General features: G+C 72.6%; 13 protein-coding genes. 8 read left to right on the top strand and 5 right to left on the bottom strand.

Annotated features, from left to right (window positions below; genetic code table 11):
• Nucleotides 1-151: 151 nt before the first annotated feature.
• Nucleotides 152-2,446, bottom strand: a complete 2,295-nt coding sequence (glgX, locus tag PZB77_RS08605) for a glycogen debranching protein GlgX (protein ID WP_275491974.1) — start codon at nt 2,444-2,446, stop codon at nt 152-154.
• A 151-nt stretch (nt 2,447-2,597) separates the two neighbouring features.
• Between glgX and PZB77_RS08600 the strand changes: the two genes are divergently transcribed.
• The 5 genes from PZB77_RS08600 (at nt 2,598) to PZB77_RS08580 (ending at nt 7,892) form a co-directional block, all read left to right on the top strand.
• A complete protein-coding gene (locus tag PZB77_RS08600) occupies nt 2,598-3,821 on the top strand; it encodes an Ig-like domain-containing protein (RefSeq protein WP_275491973.1) in 1,224 nt (407 codons plus the stop codon).
• A gap of 210 nt (nt 3,822-4,031) precedes the next feature.
• Nucleotides 4,032-5,297, top strand: coding sequence for an Ig-like domain-containing protein (locus PZB77_RS08595; RefSeq protein ID WP_275491972.1), 1,266 nt, complete (start codon nt 4,032-4,034; stop codon nt 5,295-5,297).
• Nucleotides 5,298-5,655: 358 nt separating this feature from the next.
• Complete coding sequence (locus tag PZB77_RS08590; protein WP_275491971.1) at nt 5,656-6,423, top strand: enoyl-CoA hydratase-related protein; 768 nt, start codon at nt 5,656-5,658, stop codon at nt 6,421-6,423.
• A gap of 257 nt (nt 6,424-6,680) precedes the next feature.
• A complete protein-coding gene (locus PZB77_RS08585; RefSeq protein WP_275491970.1) occupies nt 6,681-7,208 on the top strand; it encodes an ATP-binding protein in 528 nt (175 codons plus the stop codon).
• Nucleotides 7,209-7,676: 468 nt separating this feature from the next.
• Nucleotides 7,677-7,892 carry an EF-hand domain-containing protein gene (locus PZB77_RS08580; protein ID WP_275491969.1) on the top strand — a complete coding sequence of 72 codons (216 nt, stop codon included), beginning with the start codon at nt 7,677-7,679 and terminating at the stop codon, nt 7,890-7,892.
• A gap of 137 nt (nt 7,893-8,029) precedes the next feature.
• Here the strand turns inward: PZB77_RS08580 and PZB77_RS08575 are convergent, their stop codons facing one another.
• The 3 genes from PZB77_RS08575 to PZB77_RS08565 all read right to left on the bottom strand — a co-directional run bounded on the left by PZB77_RS08575 (nt 8,030) and on the right by PZB77_RS08565 (nt 13,556).
• The gene (locus PZB77_RS08575; protein WP_275491968.1) at nt 8,030-9,517 is read right to left on the bottom strand and encodes a carboxylesterase family protein; all 1,488 of its coding nucleotides are present in this window, start codon (nt 9,515-9,517) and stop codon (nt 8,030-8,032) included.
• A 359-nt stretch (nt 9,518-9,876) separates the two neighbouring features.
• Nucleotides 9,877-12,237 (bottom strand): N-acetylmuramoyl-L-alanine amidase, encoded by a 2,361-nt coding sequence (locus PZB77_RS08570; RefSeq protein WP_275491967.1) that lies wholly within the window; start codon nt 12,235-12,237, stop codon nt 9,877-9,879.
• A gap of 341 nt (nt 12,238-12,578) precedes the next feature.
• Complete coding sequence (locus PZB77_RS08565; protein ID WP_275491966.1) at nt 12,579-13,556, bottom strand: terpene synthase family protein; 978 nt, start codon at nt 13,554-13,556, stop codon at nt 12,579-12,581.
• 670 nt (nt 13,557-14,226) lie between these two features.
• Here PZB77_RS08565 and PZB77_RS08560 point away from each other — a divergent pair.
• From PZB77_RS08560 to PZB77_RS08550, 3 genes are all read left to right on the top strand, one after another.
• Entirely contained in the window at nt 14,227-16,407 is a 2,181-nt protein-coding gene (locus PZB77_RS08560) for a SpoIIE family protein phosphatase (RefSeq protein ID WP_275491965.1), read from the top strand.
• Nucleotides 16,408-16,621: 214 nt separating this feature from the next.
• Nucleotides 16,622-17,095 (top strand): MarR family transcriptional regulator, encoded by a 474-nt coding sequence (locus tag PZB77_RS08555; RefSeq protein WP_275491964.1) that lies wholly within the window; start codon nt 16,622-16,624, stop codon nt 17,093-17,095.
• A 110-nt stretch (nt 17,096-17,205) separates the two neighbouring features.
• A complete protein-coding gene (locus tag PZB77_RS08550) occupies nt 17,206-18,765 on the top strand; it encodes an MFS transporter (protein WP_275491963.1) in 1,560 nt (519 codons plus the stop codon).
• Nucleotides 18,766-19,302: 537 nt separating this feature from the next.
• Here the strand turns inward: PZB77_RS08550 and PZB77_RS08545 are convergent.
• Entirely contained in the window at nt 19,303-20,685 is a 1,383-nt protein-coding gene (locus tag PZB77_RS08545) for an L-serine ammonia-lyase (RefSeq protein ID WP_275491962.1), read from the bottom strand.
• Between the last annotated feature and the right edge of the window lie 44 nt (nt 20,686-20,729).

Genomic DNA, 20,729 nt, shown 5'->3' with positions numbered 1-20,729 from the left:
GGCCGTCCGGTCCCTCGCGCCCGGGGCGCCCGGCTCCGCGGAGCACGGGCGGGCGGCCCGGACGGCCCAGGCGGCACGGGAGTCCCAGGCGGCCCGGTCGGCCCGGGTGGACGGCCCGTCCGCCCGTCCGCCCGTCCGCCCCGCCGGTCCGTCAGTCCGTCACCCGGAGGAGCAGCACCGAGCGCCCCGGCACCCTCAGTACCGTGCCGCCCGCGTGGACCGTGCCGGGCTCCGCCGACTGGTCCTCCCGGGAGGTGTCGAGGACGAGGGAGTAGGCGTCGGCCCAGGGCGCGCCCGGCAGCAGGAAGTCGGCCGGCCGGTCCGCCGCGTGCAGGATCGCCAGGAAGCTGTCGTCCACGATCTGCTCGCCCCGCGCGTCCCGGCCCGGGATGTCCCGCCCCGAGAGGAAGAGCCCGAGCGTCGCCGCGGGCGCGTACCAGTCCTGGGCCGTCATCTCCTCGCCCCGCGGGGTGAACCAGGCCAGGTCCCGCAGCCCGTCCGCGGCCTGCGGGCGGCCCGAGAAGAACGCCCGGCGGCGCAGCACCGGATGGGTGTGGCGCAGCCGCAGCACCCGGGCGGTCAGTTCGGTCAGCCCGCGCCATCCGGGGTCCTCCAGCAGGGACCAGTCCACCCAGCTGATCTCGTTGTCCTGGCAGTAGGCGTTGTTGTTGCCGCCCTGGGTACGCCCCATCTCGTCGCCCGCCACCAGCATCGGCACCCCGGTGGAGAGCAGCAGCGTGGTGAGCAGGTTGCGCAACTGCCGGCGGCGGAGCGCGTTGATCTCCGGGTCGTCGCTCTCGCCCTCCGCACCGCAGTTCCAGGACCGGTTGTCACCGGTGCCGTCGCGGTTGCCCTCGCCGTTGGCCTCGTTGTGCTTGTGCTCGTAGCTCACCAGGTCGCGCAGGGTGAAACCGTCGTGCGCGGTGACGAAGTTGACCGAGGCGTACGGGCGGCGCCCGCCCCACGCGTACAGGTCGCTGGAGCCGGAGAGGCGGTAGCCGAGGTCGCGCACGTCCCCCAGCGCGCCCCGCCAGAAGTCGCGCACGGCGTCGCGGTAGCGGTCGTTCCACTCGGTCCACAGGGGCGGGAACGCGCCCACCTGGTAACCGCCGTTGCCCACGTCCCACGGCTCGGCGATCAGCTTGACCCGGCGCAGCACCGGGTCCTGGGCGATCACCGCGAGGAACGGCGAGAGCATGTCCACGTCGTGCATGGAGCGGGCGAGTGCCGCCGCCAGGTCGAAGCGGAACCCGTCGACGCCCATCTCCGTCACCCAGTACCGCAGCGAGTCGGTGATCAGGCGCAGCACGTGCGGCTGCACCACGTGCAGGGTGTTGCCGCAACCGGTGTAGTCGGCGTACCGGCGGGCGTCGGCCTGCAGGCGGTAGTAGCCGCGGTTGTCGACCCCCCGCATGGAGAGGGTCGGACCCAACTCGCCCGCCTCGGCGGTGTGGTTGTAGACGACGTCCAGGATCACCTCGATCCCCGCGTCGTGCAGGGCGCGCACCATCCCCTTGAACTCGCCGACCTGCGCCCCGGCGGTACCGCTCGCCGCGTAGTCGGCGTGCGGGGCGAAGTAGCCGATCGAGTTGTAGCCCCAGTAGTTGTGCATCCCGCGCCGGAGCAGATGGTCCTCGTGCGCGAACTGGTGCACCGGCAGCAGCTCCACCGCCGTCACCCCCAGCCGCTTCAGGTGCTCGATGGCGGCGGGATGGGCGAGGCCGGCGTACGTGCCGCGCAGCTCGGGCGGGATGCCGGGGTGCAGCTTGGTGAAGCCGCGCACGTGCAGCTCGTAGATGACGGAGTCGGCCCACGGCGTCTTGGGGCGCCGGTCGTCCATCCACTCGTCCTCACCGCCCGCGAGGTCGTCGTGGACGACGACCCCCTTCGGCACGAACGGGGCGGAGTCGCGCTCGTCGCGCACGGTGTCGGCGACGTGCTGCTGCGGCCAGTCGCGCATGTGGCCGTAGACCTCGGGCGGCAGGGTGAACGTTCCGTCCACGGCGCGGGCGTACGGGTCGAGCAGCAGTTTCGCGGCGTTCCAGCGGGCCCCCGTCCACGGGTCCCAGCGGCCGTGGACGCGGTAGCCGTACCGCCGGCCCGGCCGCACCCCCGGCACGAAACCGTGCCAGATCTCGTGGGTCAGCTCGGTCAGCCGGCACCGCGTCTCCTGGCCCGCCTCGTCGAAGAGGCAGAGTTCGACGGCCTCCGCCCCGCCCGCCCACAGGGCGAAGTTGGTACCCGCCACCCCGTCCGGGCCCACCCGGAACCGCGCGCCCAGCGGCATGGGCGCGCCCGGCCACACCGGGGGCGGCGCGGCCGCGGCCCGGGGCACGGCGGAGGTGCCGGAGTGCGGCACACGGGTGGAGCCGGGCGGCGGCCCGTCGCCCGCACGCCCCGGACGTACCGGCTCCTGCACGGCTTCCTGCTCGGCTGCGCTCGACACTCCCGGCCTCCTGCGGCTCGTGGGGACGGGCAAGTCCGGGAGCCGCACGGCGTCCCGGCCGCGGCCTCCCGGTGAAGTCCTCCCCCCTGTTCTGCCCACCGGGAGGCCCACACTCACGTTTCCCCTGAGCGGCTCCGGTCGTTGGGGGTGCGTGACTCACACAGCGAAGAGAGCACGGACCGGTCCGGCCGCCGTGCTGACATGGGCAGGACTACTGGCGGTCGCGGCCGTACTGACCGGCTGCACCGGAGGAATCCCCTTCGTCAACGGGAAGGCGCGCGCCCCCGAGGACGTGATCCGGGTCCTCCCGGCGGACGGCGCGAAGAACGTCGGCGCTTCCACCCGGATCGAGGTGGAGGTTCCGGACGGGCACCTGGAGAGCGTCGAGGTGGCGCAGATCGAGGACGCCCGGCGCGACCGCGTCACCGGCCGGATCTCCGCGGACGGCCGGCGATGGTCCCCCGCGGGGGGCAAGGGGCAGCTCCGGCTCGCCGCGAAGTACAGCGTCGACGCGGTGGCCGTGGACGGAGCCGGGCGCCGCTCGGCCCGGCACACCACCTTCACCACGCTGATCCCCGGGCACCACTTCATCGGCTACTTCAAACCGGAACACCGCTCCACGGTCGGCACCGGGATGATCGTCTCCTTCGACTTCAGCAGCCCCGTCACCGACCGGGCGGCGGTGCAGCGCGCGATCGAGGTCACCGCCGACCCCGCCGTGGAGGTGTCCGGCCACTGGTTCGGCAGGGACCGGCTCGACTTCCGCCCGGAGAAGTACTGGGAACCGGGCACCGAGGTCACCGTCGACATCGGGCTGCGGGACGTGGAGGGCGCGCCGGGGGTGTACGGCAGCCAGAGCAAGCGGGTCCGCTTCACCGTGGGCCGCTCCCAGACCTCCCTGGTCGACGCGGCCGAGCACACCATGGAGGTGCGCCGCGACGGCGAGCCGGTCACCACCGTGCCGATCACCGCCGGGGCCCCGAAGACCACCACGTACAACGGGAAGATGGTGGTCAGCGAGCTCCACGAGGTGACCCGGATGGACGGGCGGACCGTGGGTTTCGGCGGCGAGTACGACATCAAGGACGTGCCGCACGCCATCCGGCTCACCGAGTCCGGCACCTTCCTGCACGGCAACTACTGGGCCCCCGAGGACACCTTCGGCTCCGCGAACGTCAGCCACGGCTGCATCGGGCTGCGGGACGAGAAGGGCGGCAGCGCCTCCGCCCCGGCCGGCTGGTTCTTCGACCGCACCCTCGTCGGTGACGTGGTGGAGGTCGTCAACTCGGAGGACCGGCAGGTCGCCCCGGACAACGGACTCAGCGGCTGGAACCTCGACTGGAAGCGGTGGAAGGCGGGTTCCGCACTGCGCTGAGAGACGGGTCGCGGCGGCTCCCCGCGGACATCGGCCGTACCCCGTGCCACCTGCGCATGTGCCGGTCCAACTTGGGACTGAACGGTGACATCCGCACGACCTTCCTGCCGGGAGCCGTGTGGTTCTCTTCTCGACAGGCGCGCATGTTCGACGACGCGCGGGGTGTGCGGGGCCGGCTGGGGCCAGGCCGCACGAGGGGAGACGACCACGATGAGCGGGATACCGATACGGGGACGTGCGGCCGGGACCGGCGGGGAGACGCGCGGGCGCCGCGGCCCCGGAATCCTCGCGCTGCTGCTGGGCGCACTGCTTCTGCTGGTGACGGCGTGCGGCGGCACCAGTGGCAGCGGGAGCGGTTCGGGCAGCGGGAGCGGTGCCGAGAACGGCAGCGGCACGGTGGAGGACACGACCGCCTCCGAGGCGGTCGTGACCATCGCGCCGCAGGACGGCGCCTCCTCGGTCGAGACCAGCGGAGCGCTGAAGATATCGGCCGCCAAGGGCAAGCTGACCACGGTCAAGGTCGCCGACGCGCAGGGCGGTGAGGTGGAGGGCAGCCTCTCCGCCGACGGCACCGGCTGGACGCCCGAGCGCCACCTCGCCGCGGCCACCAAGTACACGGTGCACGCGGTCGCGGAGGACACGAAGGGCAGGCAGTCCGCCAAGGACACCACCTTCACCACCCTCGTCCCGCAGAACACCTTCATCGGGCAGTACACCCCCGAGGACGGCTCGACCGTCGGCGTCGGCATGCCGGTCTCCATCAACTTCACCCGGGGCATCACCGACCCCGCCGCCGTCGAGAAGGCCATCACGGTCACGGCCGAGCCCGACGTGCCCGTCGAGGGCCACTGGTTCGGCAACGACCGCCTCGACTTCCGCCCCGAGAAGTACTGGGCTGCCGGCACCAAGGTGACGGTCGAGCTCAACCTCGACGGCGTGGAGGGACGGCCGGGCGTCTACGGCAAGCAGGCCAAGACCTTCCACTTCACGATCGGCCGCAGCCAGGTCTCCACGGTCGACGCGGCCGGCCACCGGATGGTCGTCGTCCGCGACGGCGAGCAGCTGAAGGACATCCCGATCTCGGCGGGCGCCCCGTCCACGACCACGTACAACGGTCAGATGGTCATCAGCGAGAAGCTCAAGGTCACCCGGATGAACGGCGACACGGTCGGCTTCGGCGGTGAGTACGACATCAAGGACGTGCCGCACGCGATGCGCCTCTCCACCTCCGGCACGTTCGTGCACGGCAACTACTGGGGCAACTCCAGCATCTTCGGCACCACCAACACCAGTCACGGCTGCGTGGGACTGCGGGACGTGCGCGGTGGGTACGACGGCAAGACGCCGGCCGCCTGGTTCTTCGACCAGTCGATCATCGGCGACGTGGTCGTGGTGAAGAACTCCAAGGACAAGGTCATCGCTCCGGACAACGGCCTCAACGGCTGGAACATGGAGTGGTCCGAGTGGATCAAGTGACCACCCCGGGCACGTGACACGGGCGAAGGGCCCGGTGCCGCGGACGACGGCGCGGGTCCGCACGGTCCCCGGACCACTCACGATCGGTGGGAGGTGCGGGGACCGTCGCCGTTCCGCGCCGGTCGCGGTGCCGGTTCCCGTGCCGTTCCGCGCCGGTCGCCGTGCCGGTTCCCGTGCCGGTTCCCGTGCCGGTCGCGGTGCCGGTTTCCCTCGCCCTTCCGCGCCCGTCGCCCCGCCCCGTCCCCTCCCGCACCCGTCGCTCCACCGGCGGGTGCGGCCGCAGGCCCGTCGGGAGTGTCCGGTGAATCACGGCAGCGGCCGGGACCCTGACCCTCCCCACGCCACTAACCTGCCCCCCATGACTGTGACTCTCGAAGTGCGGGACGGCGTCGGCACCATCCGGCTGGACCGGCCGCCGATGAACGCGTTGGACATGGCCACCCAGGACCGGCTGCGGGAACTGGCGGACGAGGCGGCCCGGCGGGAGGACGTGCGGGCCGTGGTGGTCCACGGGGGCGAGAAGGTGTTCGCGGCGGGAGCGGACATCAAGGAGATGCGGGACATGGACCACGCCGCGATGGTCGCGCGGTCCCGGGCGCTCCAGGACTCCTTCACGGCCGTCGCCCGCATCCCCAAGCCGGTGGTCGCCGCCGTCACCGGTTACGCCCTCGGAGGCGGCTGTGAGCTGGCGCTCTGCGCCGACTTCCGGATCGCCGGCGACAACGCCAAGCTGGGGCAGCCGGAGATCCTCCTCGGGGTGATCCCGGGGGCGGGCGGTACCCAGCGCCTCGCCCGACTCGTCGGGCCCTCCCGGGCCAAGGACCTGATCTTCACCGGCCGGCACGTCCGGGCCGACGAGGCACTCGCCATCGGTCTGGTGGACCGCGTGGTGCCCGCCGCAGAGGTGTACCAGCAGGCGCACGCCTGGGCCTCGGCCCTGGCGAAGGGGCCGGCGCTGGCGCTGCGGGCAGCGAAGGAGGCGGTCGACGCGGGGCTGGAGACGGACCTGGACACCGGCCTCACCATCGAGCGGAACCTGTTCGCGGGGCTGTTCGCCACCGAGGACCGCGAGACGGGCATGCGCAGCTTCATGGAGGACGGGCCGGGGAAGGCCCACTTCCGCTGAGCGCCGGGCGCTGAGCGCGGGCCGGTGCGGATTCATCCGTGCGGGCGGCGTCGTGGCGCCTCCGGCGGACGCGGCACGGCGACGGCCGGTCGAACCGGCCCGCCCCGGTCGGCAGCAGCGTTCGTCCTCCGTCGCAGGTCAGAGAGGTCACGCGGACCGATTTTATGTCTGCGGCATATGCCAACCGCCCCACCGGAATCAGCCATTCCGGGGGAGGGATTCCCTCGGATGGGCTTCGGGGGAGACCCGCTGCCGACATGATGGGGGGCATGGCGGGCCTGGAGGGTGGGGATCGGCCGCGCACGCACGGCAGTGCGACGGCGGCACGGCGAGTATCGGCGTCGGAGGACGAACAGGCTTTCCATGTACTGGAGTTGTACGGCAACCCGACCGACGAGGCGGGGGTGCGCCTGCCGTCCCGCCCGGAGTCCGCGGCGACGGCCCGCCGGATCGCGTCGGCGGTGGTGCTCGGGCAGTGGAAGCTTTCTCCGCAACTCGCCGAGTACGCCGTCCTGTTGGTCTCCGAACTCGTCGGCAACGCCGTCCGGCACACCGGGGCGCAGTACTTCGGTCTGCGCATGGAGCGCCGCCGGGGGATGATCCGGATCGGGGTCCGTGATCCCTCGCGCGGCCTGCCCTGCCTCATGCCGGTGCGGGAGATGGACGTGAGTGGGCGGGGCCTCTTCCTCGTCGACCGGCTCTCCGACCGCTGGGGCGTCGACCTGCTGCCGCGCGGCAAGGTCACCTGGTTCGAGATGAGGATCTCCGACCGCTCGGACCGGTAGGGGGCGCCGCGACCGGCCCGCGGCGGCCTGCGGTCGGGCGCGGTGCCGGACCCCGGAACGCACGAAAGCCCCCGTCCGCCGTTGTGCGGCGACCTGGGGGCTTCTGTGCGGGCCGTGACGTGGGGGGTGAGTTCACGGCCGCGTGCAGGACCTGGCTCGGGTCGGAGGAGGTCGTGGACCCGACTATGGCACATCCGCTCCGGGAAACCAAAGGTGCAAAACAGGACAATTAGGTCCTAACATGTCGATTCGGTGTGTGAATCGTTGGATATTTCCACTGAACTCCTGGCATTCAGTGAATGAATATGAGATTCACTGAATGATTCGCAGACCGACCCGTTCGGTGGAAGATCGTCACCGGCCTCTGTCCGGGCCGCCCGCATGCCCCTCGACCGCCCGCCGCAGGCGTGGGCGCGTCGGCCCGTTAATCTGACCACCGTCAATCGGACCAACGGTAGGGGCGGAAAAGTGGCGGACATCGAGTCGGCGCGCAAGGCGTTCGAGCATTTCGACCAGAACGGCGACGGTCTCATCACGGCCGCCGAGTACAAGAGCGCCATGGCTCAGCTGGGCGACCCGTTCGTCACCGAGACCGTCGCGCAGGCGATCATCAACCACCACGACGCGAACGGTGACGGGCTGCTCACCTTCGACGAGTTCTGGGCCTCGCAGAACAAGGCCTGACCTCCGGACGGGCCGGCACCGCCCCGGGGCGGGCCCGAACCCGCGGAGGGCGAGGCGCCCCGGCCGTCACAGGACGGCTCCGGCCGTGTCTCGCCCGGCCCGTCCCGCCGGGCGGGCGGCGCTCGGCCCGCGCACGGTCAGACACGGCCCCGGCCGGCGGCGCGGTACGGGGGCCAGCCGCGCAGTTCGTCGTCCCGGGGCGCCTCCACCACGGCGGGGGCGCCCGGACCGAAGGCCATCACCGGCCGCCGGGCGTCCCAAGCGGGCCACCCCGGGTCGCCGGTGGCCGCGAACCGGACCCAGGCGGCGTGCATCGCGTCCGCCAGCCGCTGCGGCGCGTGCGGGCCGGCCAGCGCCACCACGTCCGGGTGGGCCAGGGTGTCGAAGACGAAGCCGAGCTCCAGCGCGTGGCAGGCGCCCAGCCGCCGTACGGGAGAGGGCCAGCCGAACTCGTACAGGTACGTACCGCCCCCGGCTCCCGCGCGGGCGTCGGCGAGGACGTTCAGCGGCACCCGCAGCAGCAGGTCCGTCGCGAGCGCCCCGAGCAGCTCGCCGGGCGTGGCGGCCGGGCGGTTGGCCCGGTACACGCGGGCCGTGGCTCCCGGCACTCCGAACTTCAGCAGCGCCAGCCGTAGCCGGATCCGGCCGAGACGCTCGGTGAGCCCGCTGGGCACGAACCAGAGCCGGTACTCCTCGGTGTTCGCCCCCATCAGCAGGTCCACCCCGCTCCCCACGCCGTCCCGCAGCGCCTGGGCCGGATCGCGGGGGAGCAGGTCACCGTCGACCACGATGTGGAAGGCGTCGCGGCCGGTCAGCGGATTCCCGCCGCGGGTCACCGCGCTCTGCGCGGCCAGCAGCGCGGACGGTTCGACGGCGGCCAGGGCGGCGGCGGTCGCCGGGACCCCGAGGCGCCGGGCGACGAGCTCCGTCGTCCGGCGACCCGCCTCGGGCGCCGGCGCGTCCGGCGCCCCGCTCTGCAGCACCGCGCGCCGGAACAGCCCCGTCGCCCTCGGCGCGGTGAGCAGCGCGGCGACGCTCACCGCCCCGGCCGACTCACCGGCCACCGTCACCCGTTCCGGATCGCCCCCGAACGCCGCGACGTTCTCCCGTACCCACTCCAGGGCGGCGAGCTGGTCGAGCAGTCCGAGGTTGGCGGGGGCGTCGGGAAAGACGCCGAACCCCTCGATCCCCAGCCGGTAGTTGACCGACACCAGGACGACCCCGTCCCGGGCGAAGGCGGTCCCGTCGTACACCGGCACGGCGGAGGAGCCGTGCAGCAGCGAGCCGCCGTGTATCCAGACGATGACCGGCAGTCCGCCCGCGGCCGGGCCGGGTGTCCAGACGTTGAGGTTGAGCCACTCGTCCCCGGGCACCTCGGGGTCCGGGAGGAGGGCGTCCAGGGGCGGGTCGTACGGGCGCTTGGGGGAGGTCGGCCCGAACACGACGGCCTCCCGCACCCCCGCCCACGGCTCCGGCGGCTCGGGGGCCCGGAACCGGCGGGAGCCGACCGGGGCCGCCGCGTACGGCACCCCCCGGAAGACCGCCACCCCGTTCTCCCGGACGCCGCGCACGGTGCCGTGGGTGGTGGTGGCGGTCGGGCGGTCCTGCGGACGTGTCTCGCGCATGTGCGTCGGCCCTTTCGCGGGTGCCCTCCAGGATGAGGTACTTCCCCGCAGGAGGCAGCCCGTAGTCCGGAACCTCCTGGGGGGCGACGCCTTGGACGAGGGGTACCGGGCCGGCCACGAGGGTCCGGCCCCCCGTCCGCCGAAGCCGCCGTGCCCGGCGGGAAAGCCGGGGGTGCCGGGGGGAGCGGGCGGCGACCGGGTGGCGGTTGCGGCAGGAGGGGTGGCCGGGGCAGGAGACGCCGCGGAGGACGCGTGCGCCGCAGGGCCCGCGACGCCTGGACGAGGGGGAACACGACGACGCGCCCCGGCCGGATGACTCCCGGCCGGGGCGCGCCGTCACGAGGGCTGCCGTACGAGGGTTACTTGAGGTAGACCAGCCCGTCCGTGGTGATGGCGGGCCGGCCGGCGGTGCCGACCACGACCAGCTTCACCGTGTGCTTCGCGGCGCTCGCCCAGGTGGTCGCCCAGAGCGCGTCGCGGTACTTGGTGGTGGCGGACTTCAGGTCCACCGTGGCGGTCTTCCTGCCGTCCACGTAGACGTACACCTGCCCCGAGGTCGAGGCGCGCGAGACGACGAGCGCGGCCGACCGGCCGGTGAACGTCCACGTCAGGCTCGCGTTCTTGGCGCTGCTGGAGTACGACTTCCCGCCGAGGTAGCTCGACGAGGACTTCGTGGTCCAGGTGCCCGTCCGCGTGGCCGAGGTCTCCTGGAGAATGACCGGGGTGCTCGCCACGGACGCCGCGGCGGTGTTGCCCGCGCGGTCGTACGCCGTCATCTTCCAGGTGGTCGCCACCCCGGACTTCGCGGTGAGGTTGGCGCTCGTCGTCGTCGGCCCGTAGGTCGCGGCCGCCGGAGCGGTGAGCCGGACCTCCTTGAGCGCGATCCCGTCCGCCGCCTTCCACTTCAGGGTCACCGGGACGGCCGTGGTGTTCACCGTGCCGGTGCGCAGCGCCGTCGAGGGCTTCGTGGAGAACGTGGGCGCGGTCTTCTCGGCGACCACCGTCGCGCTGCCCGAGAGGGCGGTCCTGCCCGACTGGTGCGTGGCGCGGACCTGCACCGTGTGGGTGCCGACGGCGAGCACCGCCGAGGCGGAGGTGGCGGTGCCGCTCGTCGTGGCGACTGCCTTGCCGTCCACCAGCAGCTCGTTCCTGGCGATCAGCGCGGTCGGGGTCGTCGCCTTCCAGGCGACCTTCACGCTCGACTGCGTGTAGGTCGTCGAGCCCGAGGTGCTGCTCCCGGTGACCGAGGAGATGGCCAGGCCGGTCACCGGACCCGCCGCCGCCGTACGGATCGCGCCCAACTGCCCGTAGAGCGCGGTGCCGGGGCACTCGGTGTTGAAACCGTCGCGGTGACCGGATATCTGCTGGAACGTGTAGGTCGTCCCGGCGGTGTACGCGATGCCGGTGCCGCTCTTCTGCGTCGCGCCGGCCGTCAGCGTCGTCGTCCCCGCGGGGTTGCCCTTGTACTGGCCGAGCTTCCACGCGGCGATCCGGGCCACCGCCGTGGTCGCGGCGGTCGCGGCCTTGGTGTCGGTGTAGCTTCCGATGACCGCGACACCGGCCGTCTCACGGTTGAAGCCGTAGGTGTGGGCGCCGAACACCGGCTGGTCGACCCCGCCCTTGCGGCCCTCGAAGATCGTCCCGCACTTGTCGACGATGAAGTTGTAGCCCAGGTCCTTCCAGCCGTTCGACTGGACGTGGAAGGCGTGCAGGCCCCGCATGATGGCGGGGGAGTCCGCGCAGGAGTAGTCGTTCGTCTGCGCGGTGTGGTGCACGAACACGGCCTTGACGGACGTCGTGTACTCAGGCGCCTCGTCGTTCAGCTTCTCGTCCGCGCCCCAACCGGCCCTGCTGACGATCGGCGGCTTCGGCATCGTGGACACCGGTGGGGGCGTCAGGGTCGGTGAGGGAGCGGCGGTCGTCGGGTCCGGCGTAGGCGTCGGGGAGGTCGGCGTCACGCTCGGCGCCGCCGTGGTGGGCTCCGCCGTCGTCGGGGTCGCCGACGGCTCCGCCGTACCGGGCAGCCCGCCTATCTGCCCGGAGTCGTCCGTCGCCGTGGGCCCGGGGGACTCGGGGGCCGGCGTGCTGCCGCCCGTGGAGCCCTCGGGAGGTTCCGGCGTGGTCGTGGTGGTGTCCGAGGGGGTGGGCTCCTCGTCCTCACCCTCCGCGGAGAAACCTTCCGTCATGTCCCGGGAGTACGCCGCGGTCTCGGCGTCGAGCCCGGAGGTGCCCGGGTCCACGGTGTCGAGCCGGAGCCCGGCGGGCAGACCGGCGGAGGTGGTGCCCCGGGAGGACACCCGGACCTCCACGCCGTCGGACGCCCCGACCCAGCGGGGTTCGGTGGTGCCCCGGACGCCCGGGCGGCCGGTCTCGGTGCGCCCGTCCACGTCGGTCGCCAGCGGCAGCCAGCCCGTCCACTGTCCGGTGGCCGCGGAGCGGGTCCGCGCTTCGACGGTGCCGGAGACCTTGGCCGCCGGGTCCGTCCAGGTGACGCCCAGCAGACTGAAGGGTTCGGTCTCCTTCTGCTCGAAGGCGGCGGTGGTCCCGTCCGCCGACACCCGGAGCGCATTCTCGTGCACGTCCACCCGCGCCGGAGCGGACGCGGCGTCCACGCCCCCGCCGGCCGGGTCGGTGCCCGTGACGCCCTGGAACACCAGGACGCCCGCCACGGCGGCGGTCGCGACCGCCGCCGTGACCCATATTCTTCGCTTCGATCTCACGTGTGATGTTCCCCGAGGACGTTGATGGAGAGGTCTTCCATCGGCCTGGTTCGTCCTGGGGCGCGGCTGGTGCGCCGCTCCCTGCCCAGGTACCTGCCGACGGTGCCAGAGGGGTCAGTCTCGCACGGGAATCACTCGCACGGGTGAGGGTTCGATCAGTTGTCGCACGGCCGCCGGGACGGGGCGGTCGCGGGATGCGGCTTCCGGGGTTTCCGCCGCCGAAAGTCCGGAAGCCGCATGCCAGGAGCGCCCCGCGATGCCGCGCCGGGGTCCGTCGGAGCGCTACTCCTCAGGCACCCCAGGGCGCCGCGGTGCCGGGTGACCGGGCCGGACGAGGCGCGTCACGCCGCGAAGAACCGGGAGAGTTCGTGCCGTTCCTCGGGCTCCACCAGATCCGGCCGGGTGTAGCGCTCGGCCCGCGCGTGGTAGTCGAAGTCGCCCCGCACGAGACCGCGGTAGTCCCGCGCGCACCGCTCCAGGGCGACGCGTTGCGCGCCCACCATGCCGGCCGCGTCCATCTCCCCGGCCAGTTCCCGCTCCGCGCGCCGGACCCGTTCCGCTATCCGGGCCAGCTGGATGCCGGCCTCGTCGACGGCCTCCTGGAGGGTGCACCCGCGGTCGCGCTGGATGAGCCGGACGGCATTGTGTTCGTAGCCCATCGCCGCCTCCTTCTCGAAGGAGCAGATGTCGTTGCAGAGACCCGAGTGATCGGTCACCGCGTCCCGGAGCGCGACGTACGCGGGCAGGCTCCGGGCGGCGTCCGTGAGGTCGATGCCCGCGGTGATCTCGTGGAGATCGAGAAAGGGCTGCATCGCCACGGAGTCCCGCCGGTGCTTCACGAACTCCGCGCGGGACGGCACTTGCCCCGCGGCACGCCCGACCGCCTCGGCGTAGTACGTCCAGAGCCAGGCCACGGTGTCCCGGCGGAACTGCCGTACCCAGGCGACCGAACGGTCCCGGTAGGTGCGGTTGCGCAGATCCTCGAGCGCCCACTCCATCGGGGAGTTCGGTGCGGCCTGGTCGAGCACGTCCACGAGGCGGGTGATGGCGGCCCCGCACATCCGCGGATCGCGTCCGGCGGGCCCGTCGTCGAACTCGTCGTCCACCAGGAAGGCCCAGAAGAGCCACTGACAGAAAAGGTCAAGATGCTGTTGCGACGCGGTCGGGAAGATGAGGGAGATCCACAGTTCCGGCCGAGTTCTGATCATCTTCTTCCGGGCCACCGGTGAAAGCTCCACGCCGTGGAAGTCCGCCCATTTCCAGGCGGCTTCCTTGGTTCTCTCCAGACCCGGATTGCACCCGGCGCTGGCGAACGGCATGTGAAACACCGGTAAAGCGATCTGGCTCATTGGTACCCCTCGTCGAGACGGTGTGGATGGAGGGTGGGATCGGCGACCGGGCTCGGTGTACGCAGAGTGCGGCGCCCCGGGAAAGCCGCGGGAATCGGGCGTTCCGGATGCGTTTGCTTTGGCCATGGAATCACTCTGCGAGGTGGGACGGTGGGGATGGTGCTCTCCCTTTCCTTTACGTGCCGTCCCGGCGCCGCCGAACGGGTGTATCCGAAAGTCGGGTGGAACCGGACTTCGCGTCGTCGCGTCACCTTGTGTGACGCCCAGTCAACCCCGGGCGAGCGGCTGAGGGAAGTCGCCCGTGACCGAAATTGTATGGTGCCGCCGAACGCTGGTGACTTTATGAGCAGTTGATGACCGTCCCAGTCCACTCTGCCGCCTTGCTGAGTTCGGTGACGCGGACGCGGCCGGCCGCCGGAGACTTCCCCGGAGCGTCGCCGTCCACCGCTCGCGATCCCTCGGCCCACCGCCCGGAACCCCGCCCCCGCGCCCGAAATCCTTGGGGTCTCCGGCCTCCGGGACCACCCCGCCGCCCGCCCGGCACCCGTCCTCCGTCCGTACGCCCCCCGATGGCGCGAGCGCGGCGCCCGTCCCAAGGTGGGGAGAGGCGAAGTCGTGTTCGAAGGGCGGTGGTGGAGCGGTGCCGGACGACGACCTTCCGTCGGCGGCCCCCTCGGGGGGCCCGACACCCCCGGCTCTGCTGCACGCCCTCGTGACCGCCCCCGTCATCCGTACGTACGTCGTCGACCGGGACCTGCGCATCCTGCGGACCGGCACACTGACGTTCGGCGAACCCCCGGAGCGGGTGGCCGGCCGGCTGCTCACCGAGGTGTTCCGGCTGGAGGACCCCGCGGCGCCCGCGCGCGTCCTGCGACGGAACCTCCCGGGCGTCCCGGAGACGCCCGGCCCGCCGGCGTCCGCCACCCCGCCGCCGGCCGGCCCCGCCCTGCCCGAGCACGCCACCCCCTCCGGCGACGACGGGAGCGGCCCCGCCGCTGTCGTCCGCGCCCACCGCACCGACACGGCCGGAACCGACCGCACCTTCGCCGTCGCGCTCCACCCCCTGGCGTCCGACGCCGGCACCGGCGGTCCCCCGGACGCCTCCGGCCCCGGCCCGGCGGGACTGCTCGTCCTGGCGGCCGACATCACCGCGCAGGAGCGCACGGTCGCACGGGCCGCCGCCCTCGACGCCGTACGCGAACGGGTCGGCCAGTCCCTCGACCTCGCCGCCACCTGCCAGGAGCTGGTCGTCGCCCTGGTCCCCGGCTTCGCCGACATCGCGGTCGTCGAAATCGTCGACGACGTCCTGCGCGGCGCCGACACGCCGACCGGCCCGCCGGCCCGCGGCACCCCGCTGCGCCGCATCGCGTTCCGGGGCCCTCTCGGCAAAGGCGGGGCCGCCCACCCGGTCGGCGACGTGCGGGAGATGCCGCACCCGACCCCGTACTCCCTCTCGCTCGGCGACCTCCGCCCCCGCCTCGTCCAGCTCGCCCCCGGCCTGCCCTGGTACACGACCGACCCCGACCGCGCCGCCTCCATCGAGAAGTTCGGGTCGCACTCGCTCATCGTGGCGCCGCTGGCGCTGCGCGGCACCGCACTCGGCGTGGTCAGCTTCTACCGGTGCGGCGGGAGCGCACCGTACGACGAGAGTGACCTCGCCTTCGGGGTGACGCTCGCCGCCCACACCGCGCTCAGTGTCGACAACGCGCGGCGTTACGAACGCGACCACACCGTCGCCTCCACCGTCCAGCGCCGCCTGCTGCCCCCGGGCCCGACGTCGCCGGTGGCCCTCGAGACCGCCCACGTCTACCTGCCCGGCCGCAACAGCGGCAGCTGGTTCGACACCATCTCCCTCTCCGGCGCGCGCACCGCCCTCGTCGTCGGCCGGGTCGACGGCCAGGGCGTCCAGACCGCCAGCACCATGGGTCAACTGCGCACCGCCGTCCGCACGCTCGCCGCCCTCGACCTCTCGCCCGAGGAACTGCTCGCCCGCCTCAACGACGTCGCCGTCCAGCTCGCCGAGGAGCGGGCCGCACTCCCCGTCGGCGACACGCTGCGCCACCGCCCGCTCACGGCGACCTGCCTCTACGGGGAGTACGACCCCTTCACCCGGCTCTGGACCGTCGCCCGGGCGGGCCGGCCGGTGCCCCGCATCGTCCGTCCCGACGGCACGGCGCAACCCTTCGACCTGCCCGAGGGGCCGACGCTCGCGGCGGCCGAGGGCGCCCCCTTCGTCACCACCGAGATCGCCCTGGAGCCGGGCACCCTGCTCGTCCTGCACAGCGGCGGCAACCTGCACGACCGTCCCGGCCGCCGTTCCGTCGACGAGGTGCTCTCGCCGCCCGATCGGAGCCTGCGGGAGATCGGCGACGCCATCGTGTACAACTACCCGCCCGCCGCCCACCCGGACGGCGCGGTACTGCTCCTCGCGCGCCCTGCCGAGGCCGGCCCCGCACAGGTGGCCACCGTCGCGCTCGAGGACGACGCCGGCGCCCCGGCGAAGGCCCGGACCGCGACCCGCGCGCACCTCGCCGCGTGGAAGATCCCCAAGGACGCGCTGTACGCGGTCGAGCTCATCGTCAGCGAACTGGTCACCAACGCCGTGCGCTACGGCACCCCACCGCTGGTGCTGCGCCTGGTCCGCACCCACACCGTCACCTGTGAGGTCCGTGACGCCAGCCTCGTCGCCCCCCACCTGCGCCATGCCCGCGCCGGTGACGAGGGCGGCCGGGGCCTCTTCATCATGTCCCAGCTCGCCTCCCGCTGGGGCACCCGCTACTCCCACGACGCGAAGATCATCTGGGCGGAAGTGGAGCTGTAGCGGAGGACTCCTCTCCGGGCACGGAGCCGGGCCACGCGAAGGTCCCGGCGCCCCGACCGCCGGGTCCGCGGGCGGTCGTGAGGGTCCCGGCGCCGCTGCTCCCCGATCTCTTCGGCTCCGGGGGCCCGCCGGGACCGCGGGCGCGTCGAGCACGGCGGCCGTGCGGCTGATGGGTATGTTGACATAGCTGTAGTGCGATACTTATATTGTCCGTATGCCCGCCGTCAGCGCGTCCGCTCAGGACCTCAGCCGCATCGCCTCCGCGATCACGGCCGTCCTGCCGGCGCTGAACCGGGCTCTCGAGCGACGCCTCGCCCAGGACTTCGCACACCCCAAGCCGCCCGAGGGGCACCTCGCGCTGCTGCGGCTCGTCGGCGAGCGCGACGGGGTGACCGTGCGCGAGGCCGCCGACGTGCTGCTCGTCAGGCCCAACAACCTGAGTGCGATGGTCTCCCGGCTGATCGGGGAGGGTCTGCTCGAACGTACGCAGGATCTCGCCGACAAGCGGGTCGCGCACCTGCATCTGACGCCCGAGGCGACGCGCCGGGTCGAAGCGGTCCAAGCGCTCATGGACGAGTACGTCGTCGCCGCGCTGAGCACCCTCACCGAAGGCGACCTCGGAGCTCTCGGCTCCGCCGTCGGAGCCCTCGGCGCGCTGGCGGGGCACATTCACCCCGCAGGCCACTGATCCCGCGCACAGCTGACCGCTGACGCGCCGGGACATGTATCAACTCCTCTGAGAAACAAGGCACTTCCATGTCCTCGTCGTCCTCGTCCACTTTTGTGGATCACTCCGCCATGCCCGCGCACTCCCCGCCGGACGCCGCCCCCCGCGGCCGCCGGTCCAACCCTTGGCTGACGCTGGCAGCGGTCGCCTTCGGCCTGTTCATGGTGGGGCTCGACGGCAGTGTCGTGTCGATCGCCAATCCCGAGATCGGCCGGGATCTGGGCGCATCCACCGCTGATCTCCAGTGGGTCACCAACTCCTATCTTCTCGCCCTGGCCGCCGCGCTGATTCTCGGCGGCAAGCTGGGCGACCGCTTCGGCCGGCGCACCTTCTACATGATCGGCGCGGCCGGATTCACCGCCGCGTCCGTGGCCATCGGCCTGATGGGCTCGATCGAGGGAGTCATCGCCTTCCGTGCCGTACAGGGCTTCTTCGGCGCCCTGCTGATGCCGAACACGCTCGGACTGCTGCGTGCGGTCTTCCCGCCGAAGAAGTTCGGCATGGCGGTCGGGATCTGGGCGATGGTCTCGTCCGTGTCCACCGCACTCGGCCCCATCGTCGGCGGTCTGCTCGTCCAGCACGTCAGCTGGGAGTCCGTCTTCTTCATCAACGCGCCCATCGGCGTCGTCGCGCTCGTGGTCAGCGCGCTCGTCCTGCCGCAGAGCAAGAACTCGACGGGTCATCACCGCTTCGACCTCGTCGGCGTCGTCCTTCTGGCGCTGGGCATGCTGGTTCTCGTCTTCGGTGTGGTCAAGGGCGAGGCGTGGGGCTGGACTTCGGGCTCCACGCTGGGCACGATCGGCGGTGGTCTCGTGACCCTGGCGGCCTTCGGCTGGTACGAGACCCGCATCGGGCATCCCCTGCTGCCGATGCGGCTGTTCCGCAACCCCGCACTGGCCATCGGTACGGTCATCACCGCCATCAACTTCTTCGCCCTGCTCGGCGTGATCTTCTTCGTGATGCTGTACCTGCAGAACGTGCACGGCTTCACGCCCGTCGAGGCCGGCATCCGCACCCTGCCTCTGAGCCTGGCCTCCGTCGTCGCCTCGCCCGTGGGGGCGAAGCTCACCGAGAAGTACGGTGCCCGCCTCACCATGCCCCTCGGCATGGTGCTGCAGGCCGGCGCGGCCTTCGGCATGCTCGGCTGGGGCGTGCACTCCTCGTACTCCGCCCTGTGGCCGCCGTTCATCGCGCTCGGGCTCGGCGTCGGCATGGTGATGGCCGCCTCCTCCGAAGCCATCGTCGGCAACGCGCCGGTCAAGGACGCCGGAGTGGCCGGTGGCCTGCAGGCCACCGCCCTGCAGATCGGCGGCGCGCTGGGCACCTCCGTGCTGATCTCCCTCATCAGCAGCAAGGTCGGCTCGACACTGACCGGCGAGCTGAGCACCGCCGGGGTGCCCGCACCCGTGGCGAAGGGACTGCTGGAGGCGAAGGACGCGGTGTCGATGGGTGTTTCACCCGTCTCCGGCGAGATGCCGGCCCAGCTGAAGTCCGCCGTGATCGAGGGCAGCGGGCAGGCGTTCATGAACGGGGTGCACACCGCCTCACTCGTCACCGGCGTGCTGTGTGTCCTCGGCGCGGTCGTCGCGGCCGCGGGTGTACGGCGCAACCCCGAGGCCGCCGGCCACTAAAGGGCCGACGGGCGGGGCCCGGCCGGAGTCGCGAGCATGCGCGGGGGACGCGCCGCTCGCATCTTTGGCCGGGCCCTTCCGCGTGCCCGCGCGCCGGGCCGCCGCCTCGTGATCGCCCGGGGCAGCAGGAAGAGGCTCCGCGAACAGCCCACGTGCCGGCCCCGGAACGGGAACCCACGCCAGGCCGGGCCGCGTGCCGGCCGCGGGCGTCCCCACACGGAGGGGGACCCTGCCGGTGGGAACTCCACCTCACGATCGCACAAGAGGACCTGCTCGACGGGCAGGTCGCGGTCGTCGGGCCCAGGGCGGAAACCTCCGGCCTCCCGGGCCCCGGCGGTACGCGGGCAGCGCCGCCGTCAGGTGACCCGATCCGCCGGCTGACGGGGCCCGCCCCGTGCGGGCCGGCGATGACGCGCCGCACCGGGCAGCCGGACCGCGAACGGGTTCCCCTCCCGACCGGGCACGGCGAAACTCAGGTGCGCAGGAAGGCCCCGACCCTGCTCGCGGAGGAGAACCAGCTGGTCGGGGCCCCTCTGCCTAGCACTCGATGATGTTCACCGCGAGCCCGCCCCGAGCGGTCTCCTTGTACTTCACGGACATGTCGGCGCCGGTCTCCTTCATGGTCTTGATGACCTTGTCCAGGGACACCTTGTGGGTGCCGTCCCCGCGCAGGGCCATCTTCGCCGCCGTGACGGCCTTGACGGCGGCCATGCCGTTCCGTTCGATGCAGGGGATCTGGACGAGACCGCCGACCGGGTCGCAGGTGAGGCCGAGGTTGTGCTCCATGCCGATCTCGGCGGCGTTCTCGACCTGCTCGGGGGAGCCGCCCAGGACCTCGGCGAGCGCGCCGGCGGCCATGGAGCAGGCGGAACCGACTTCGCCCTGGCAGCCGACCTCGGCGCCGGAGATGGAGGCGTTCTCCTTGAAGAGCATGCCGATGGCGCCCGCCGCGAGGAGGAAGCGGACGACGCTGTCCTCCTTCTCCTCCGGGGTGGCGCCGCCGGCCGCGAAGTTCATGTAGTAGTGCAGGACCGCCGGGATGATGCCGGCGGCGCCGTTGGTGGGGGCGGTGACGACCCGGCCGCCGGCGGCGTTCTCCTCGTTGACCGCCATGGCGTAGAGGGTGATCCACTCCATCGCGTGGGTCTGCGGGTCGCCCTCGGCCCGCAGCTGGCGCGCGGTGTTGGCGGCGCGGCGGCGGACCTTGAGGCCGCCGGGGAGGATGCCCTCGCGGGACATGCCCCGGCTGACGCACGCCTGCATGACGCGCCAGATCTCCAGCAGGCCGGTGCGGATCTCCTCCTCGGTGCGCCACTCCTTCTCGTTCTCCAGCATCAGCGAGGAGATGGAGAGACCGGTCTCCCGGGCCAGGCGGAGCAGTTCGTCGCCGGTGCGGAAGGGGTGGGCGAGGACGGTGTCGTCGGGGATGATCCGGTCGGCGCCGACGGCGTCCTCGTCGACGACGAACCCGCCGCCCACCGAGTAGTACGTCTTCTCCAGCAGCAGTGCGCCGGTCTCGTCGTACGCGTGGATGCTCATGCCGTTGGCGTGGTACGGGAGCGCCTTGCGGCGGTGCAGGACCAGGTGCTCGTCCGCGTCGAACGGGATCTCGTGGGCGCCCAGCAGGTTGATGCGGCCGGTGGTACGGATCTGCTCCACCCGGGCGTCGGCGGCCTCGACGTCCACGGTGCGGGGGGACTCGCCCTCCAGGCCGAGGAGGACCGCCTTCGGCGTGCCGTGGCCGTGGCCGGTCGCGCCGAGGGAGCCGTACAGCTCGGCGCGTATGGAGGCGGTCGGCGCGAGCAGGCCCTCGTTCTTCAGCCGGCGGGCGAACATGCGCGCGGCCCGCATCGGGCCGACCGTGTGCGAGCTGGACGGCCCGATACCGATCGAGAAGAGGTCGAAGACGGAAATGGCCACGGTGGGGACTCCTAGCTGGGTGGACGCCGTTGTCCACCGGCGAA

It is taken from the genome of Streptomyces sp. AM 2-1-1 (assembly GCF_029167645.1).
Lineage (GTDB): Bacteria > Actinomycetota > Actinomycetes > Streptomycetales > Streptomycetaceae > Streptomyces.
The sequence above is the reverse complement of the archived record's forward strand: the minus strand, read 5'-3'. Positions and strand labels throughout refer to the sequence as shown.

Coding starts and splice junctions, on each gene's coding strand:
- PZB77_RS08555 (WP_275491964.1), top strand. CDS start 16,622: ATGCCCGCCGTCAGCGCGTCCGCTCAGGACCTCAGCCGCATCGCCTCC.
- PZB77_RS08585 (WP_275491970.1), top strand. CDS start 6,681: ATGATGGGGGGCATGGCGGGCCTGGAGGGTGGGGATCGGCCGCGCACG.
- PZB77_RS08565 (WP_275491966.1), bottom strand. CDS start 13,556: ATGCCGTTCGCCAGCGCCGGGTGCAATCCGGGTCTGGAGAGAACCAAG.
- PZB77_RS08590 (WP_275491971.1), top strand. CDS start 5,656: ATGACTGTGACTCTCGAAGTGCGGGACGGCGTCGGCACCATCCGGCTG.
- PZB77_RS08550 (WP_275491963.1), top strand. CDS start 17,206: ATGCCCGCGCACTCCCCGCCGGACGCCGCCCCCCGCGGCCGCCGGTCC.
- PZB77_RS08595 (WP_275491972.1), top strand. CDS start 4,032: ATGAGCGGGATACCGATACGGGGACGTGCGGCCGGGACCGGCGGGGAG.
- PZB77_RS08575 (WP_275491968.1), bottom strand. CDS start 9,517: ATGCGCGAGACACGTCCGCAGGACCGCCCGACCGCCACCACCACCCAC.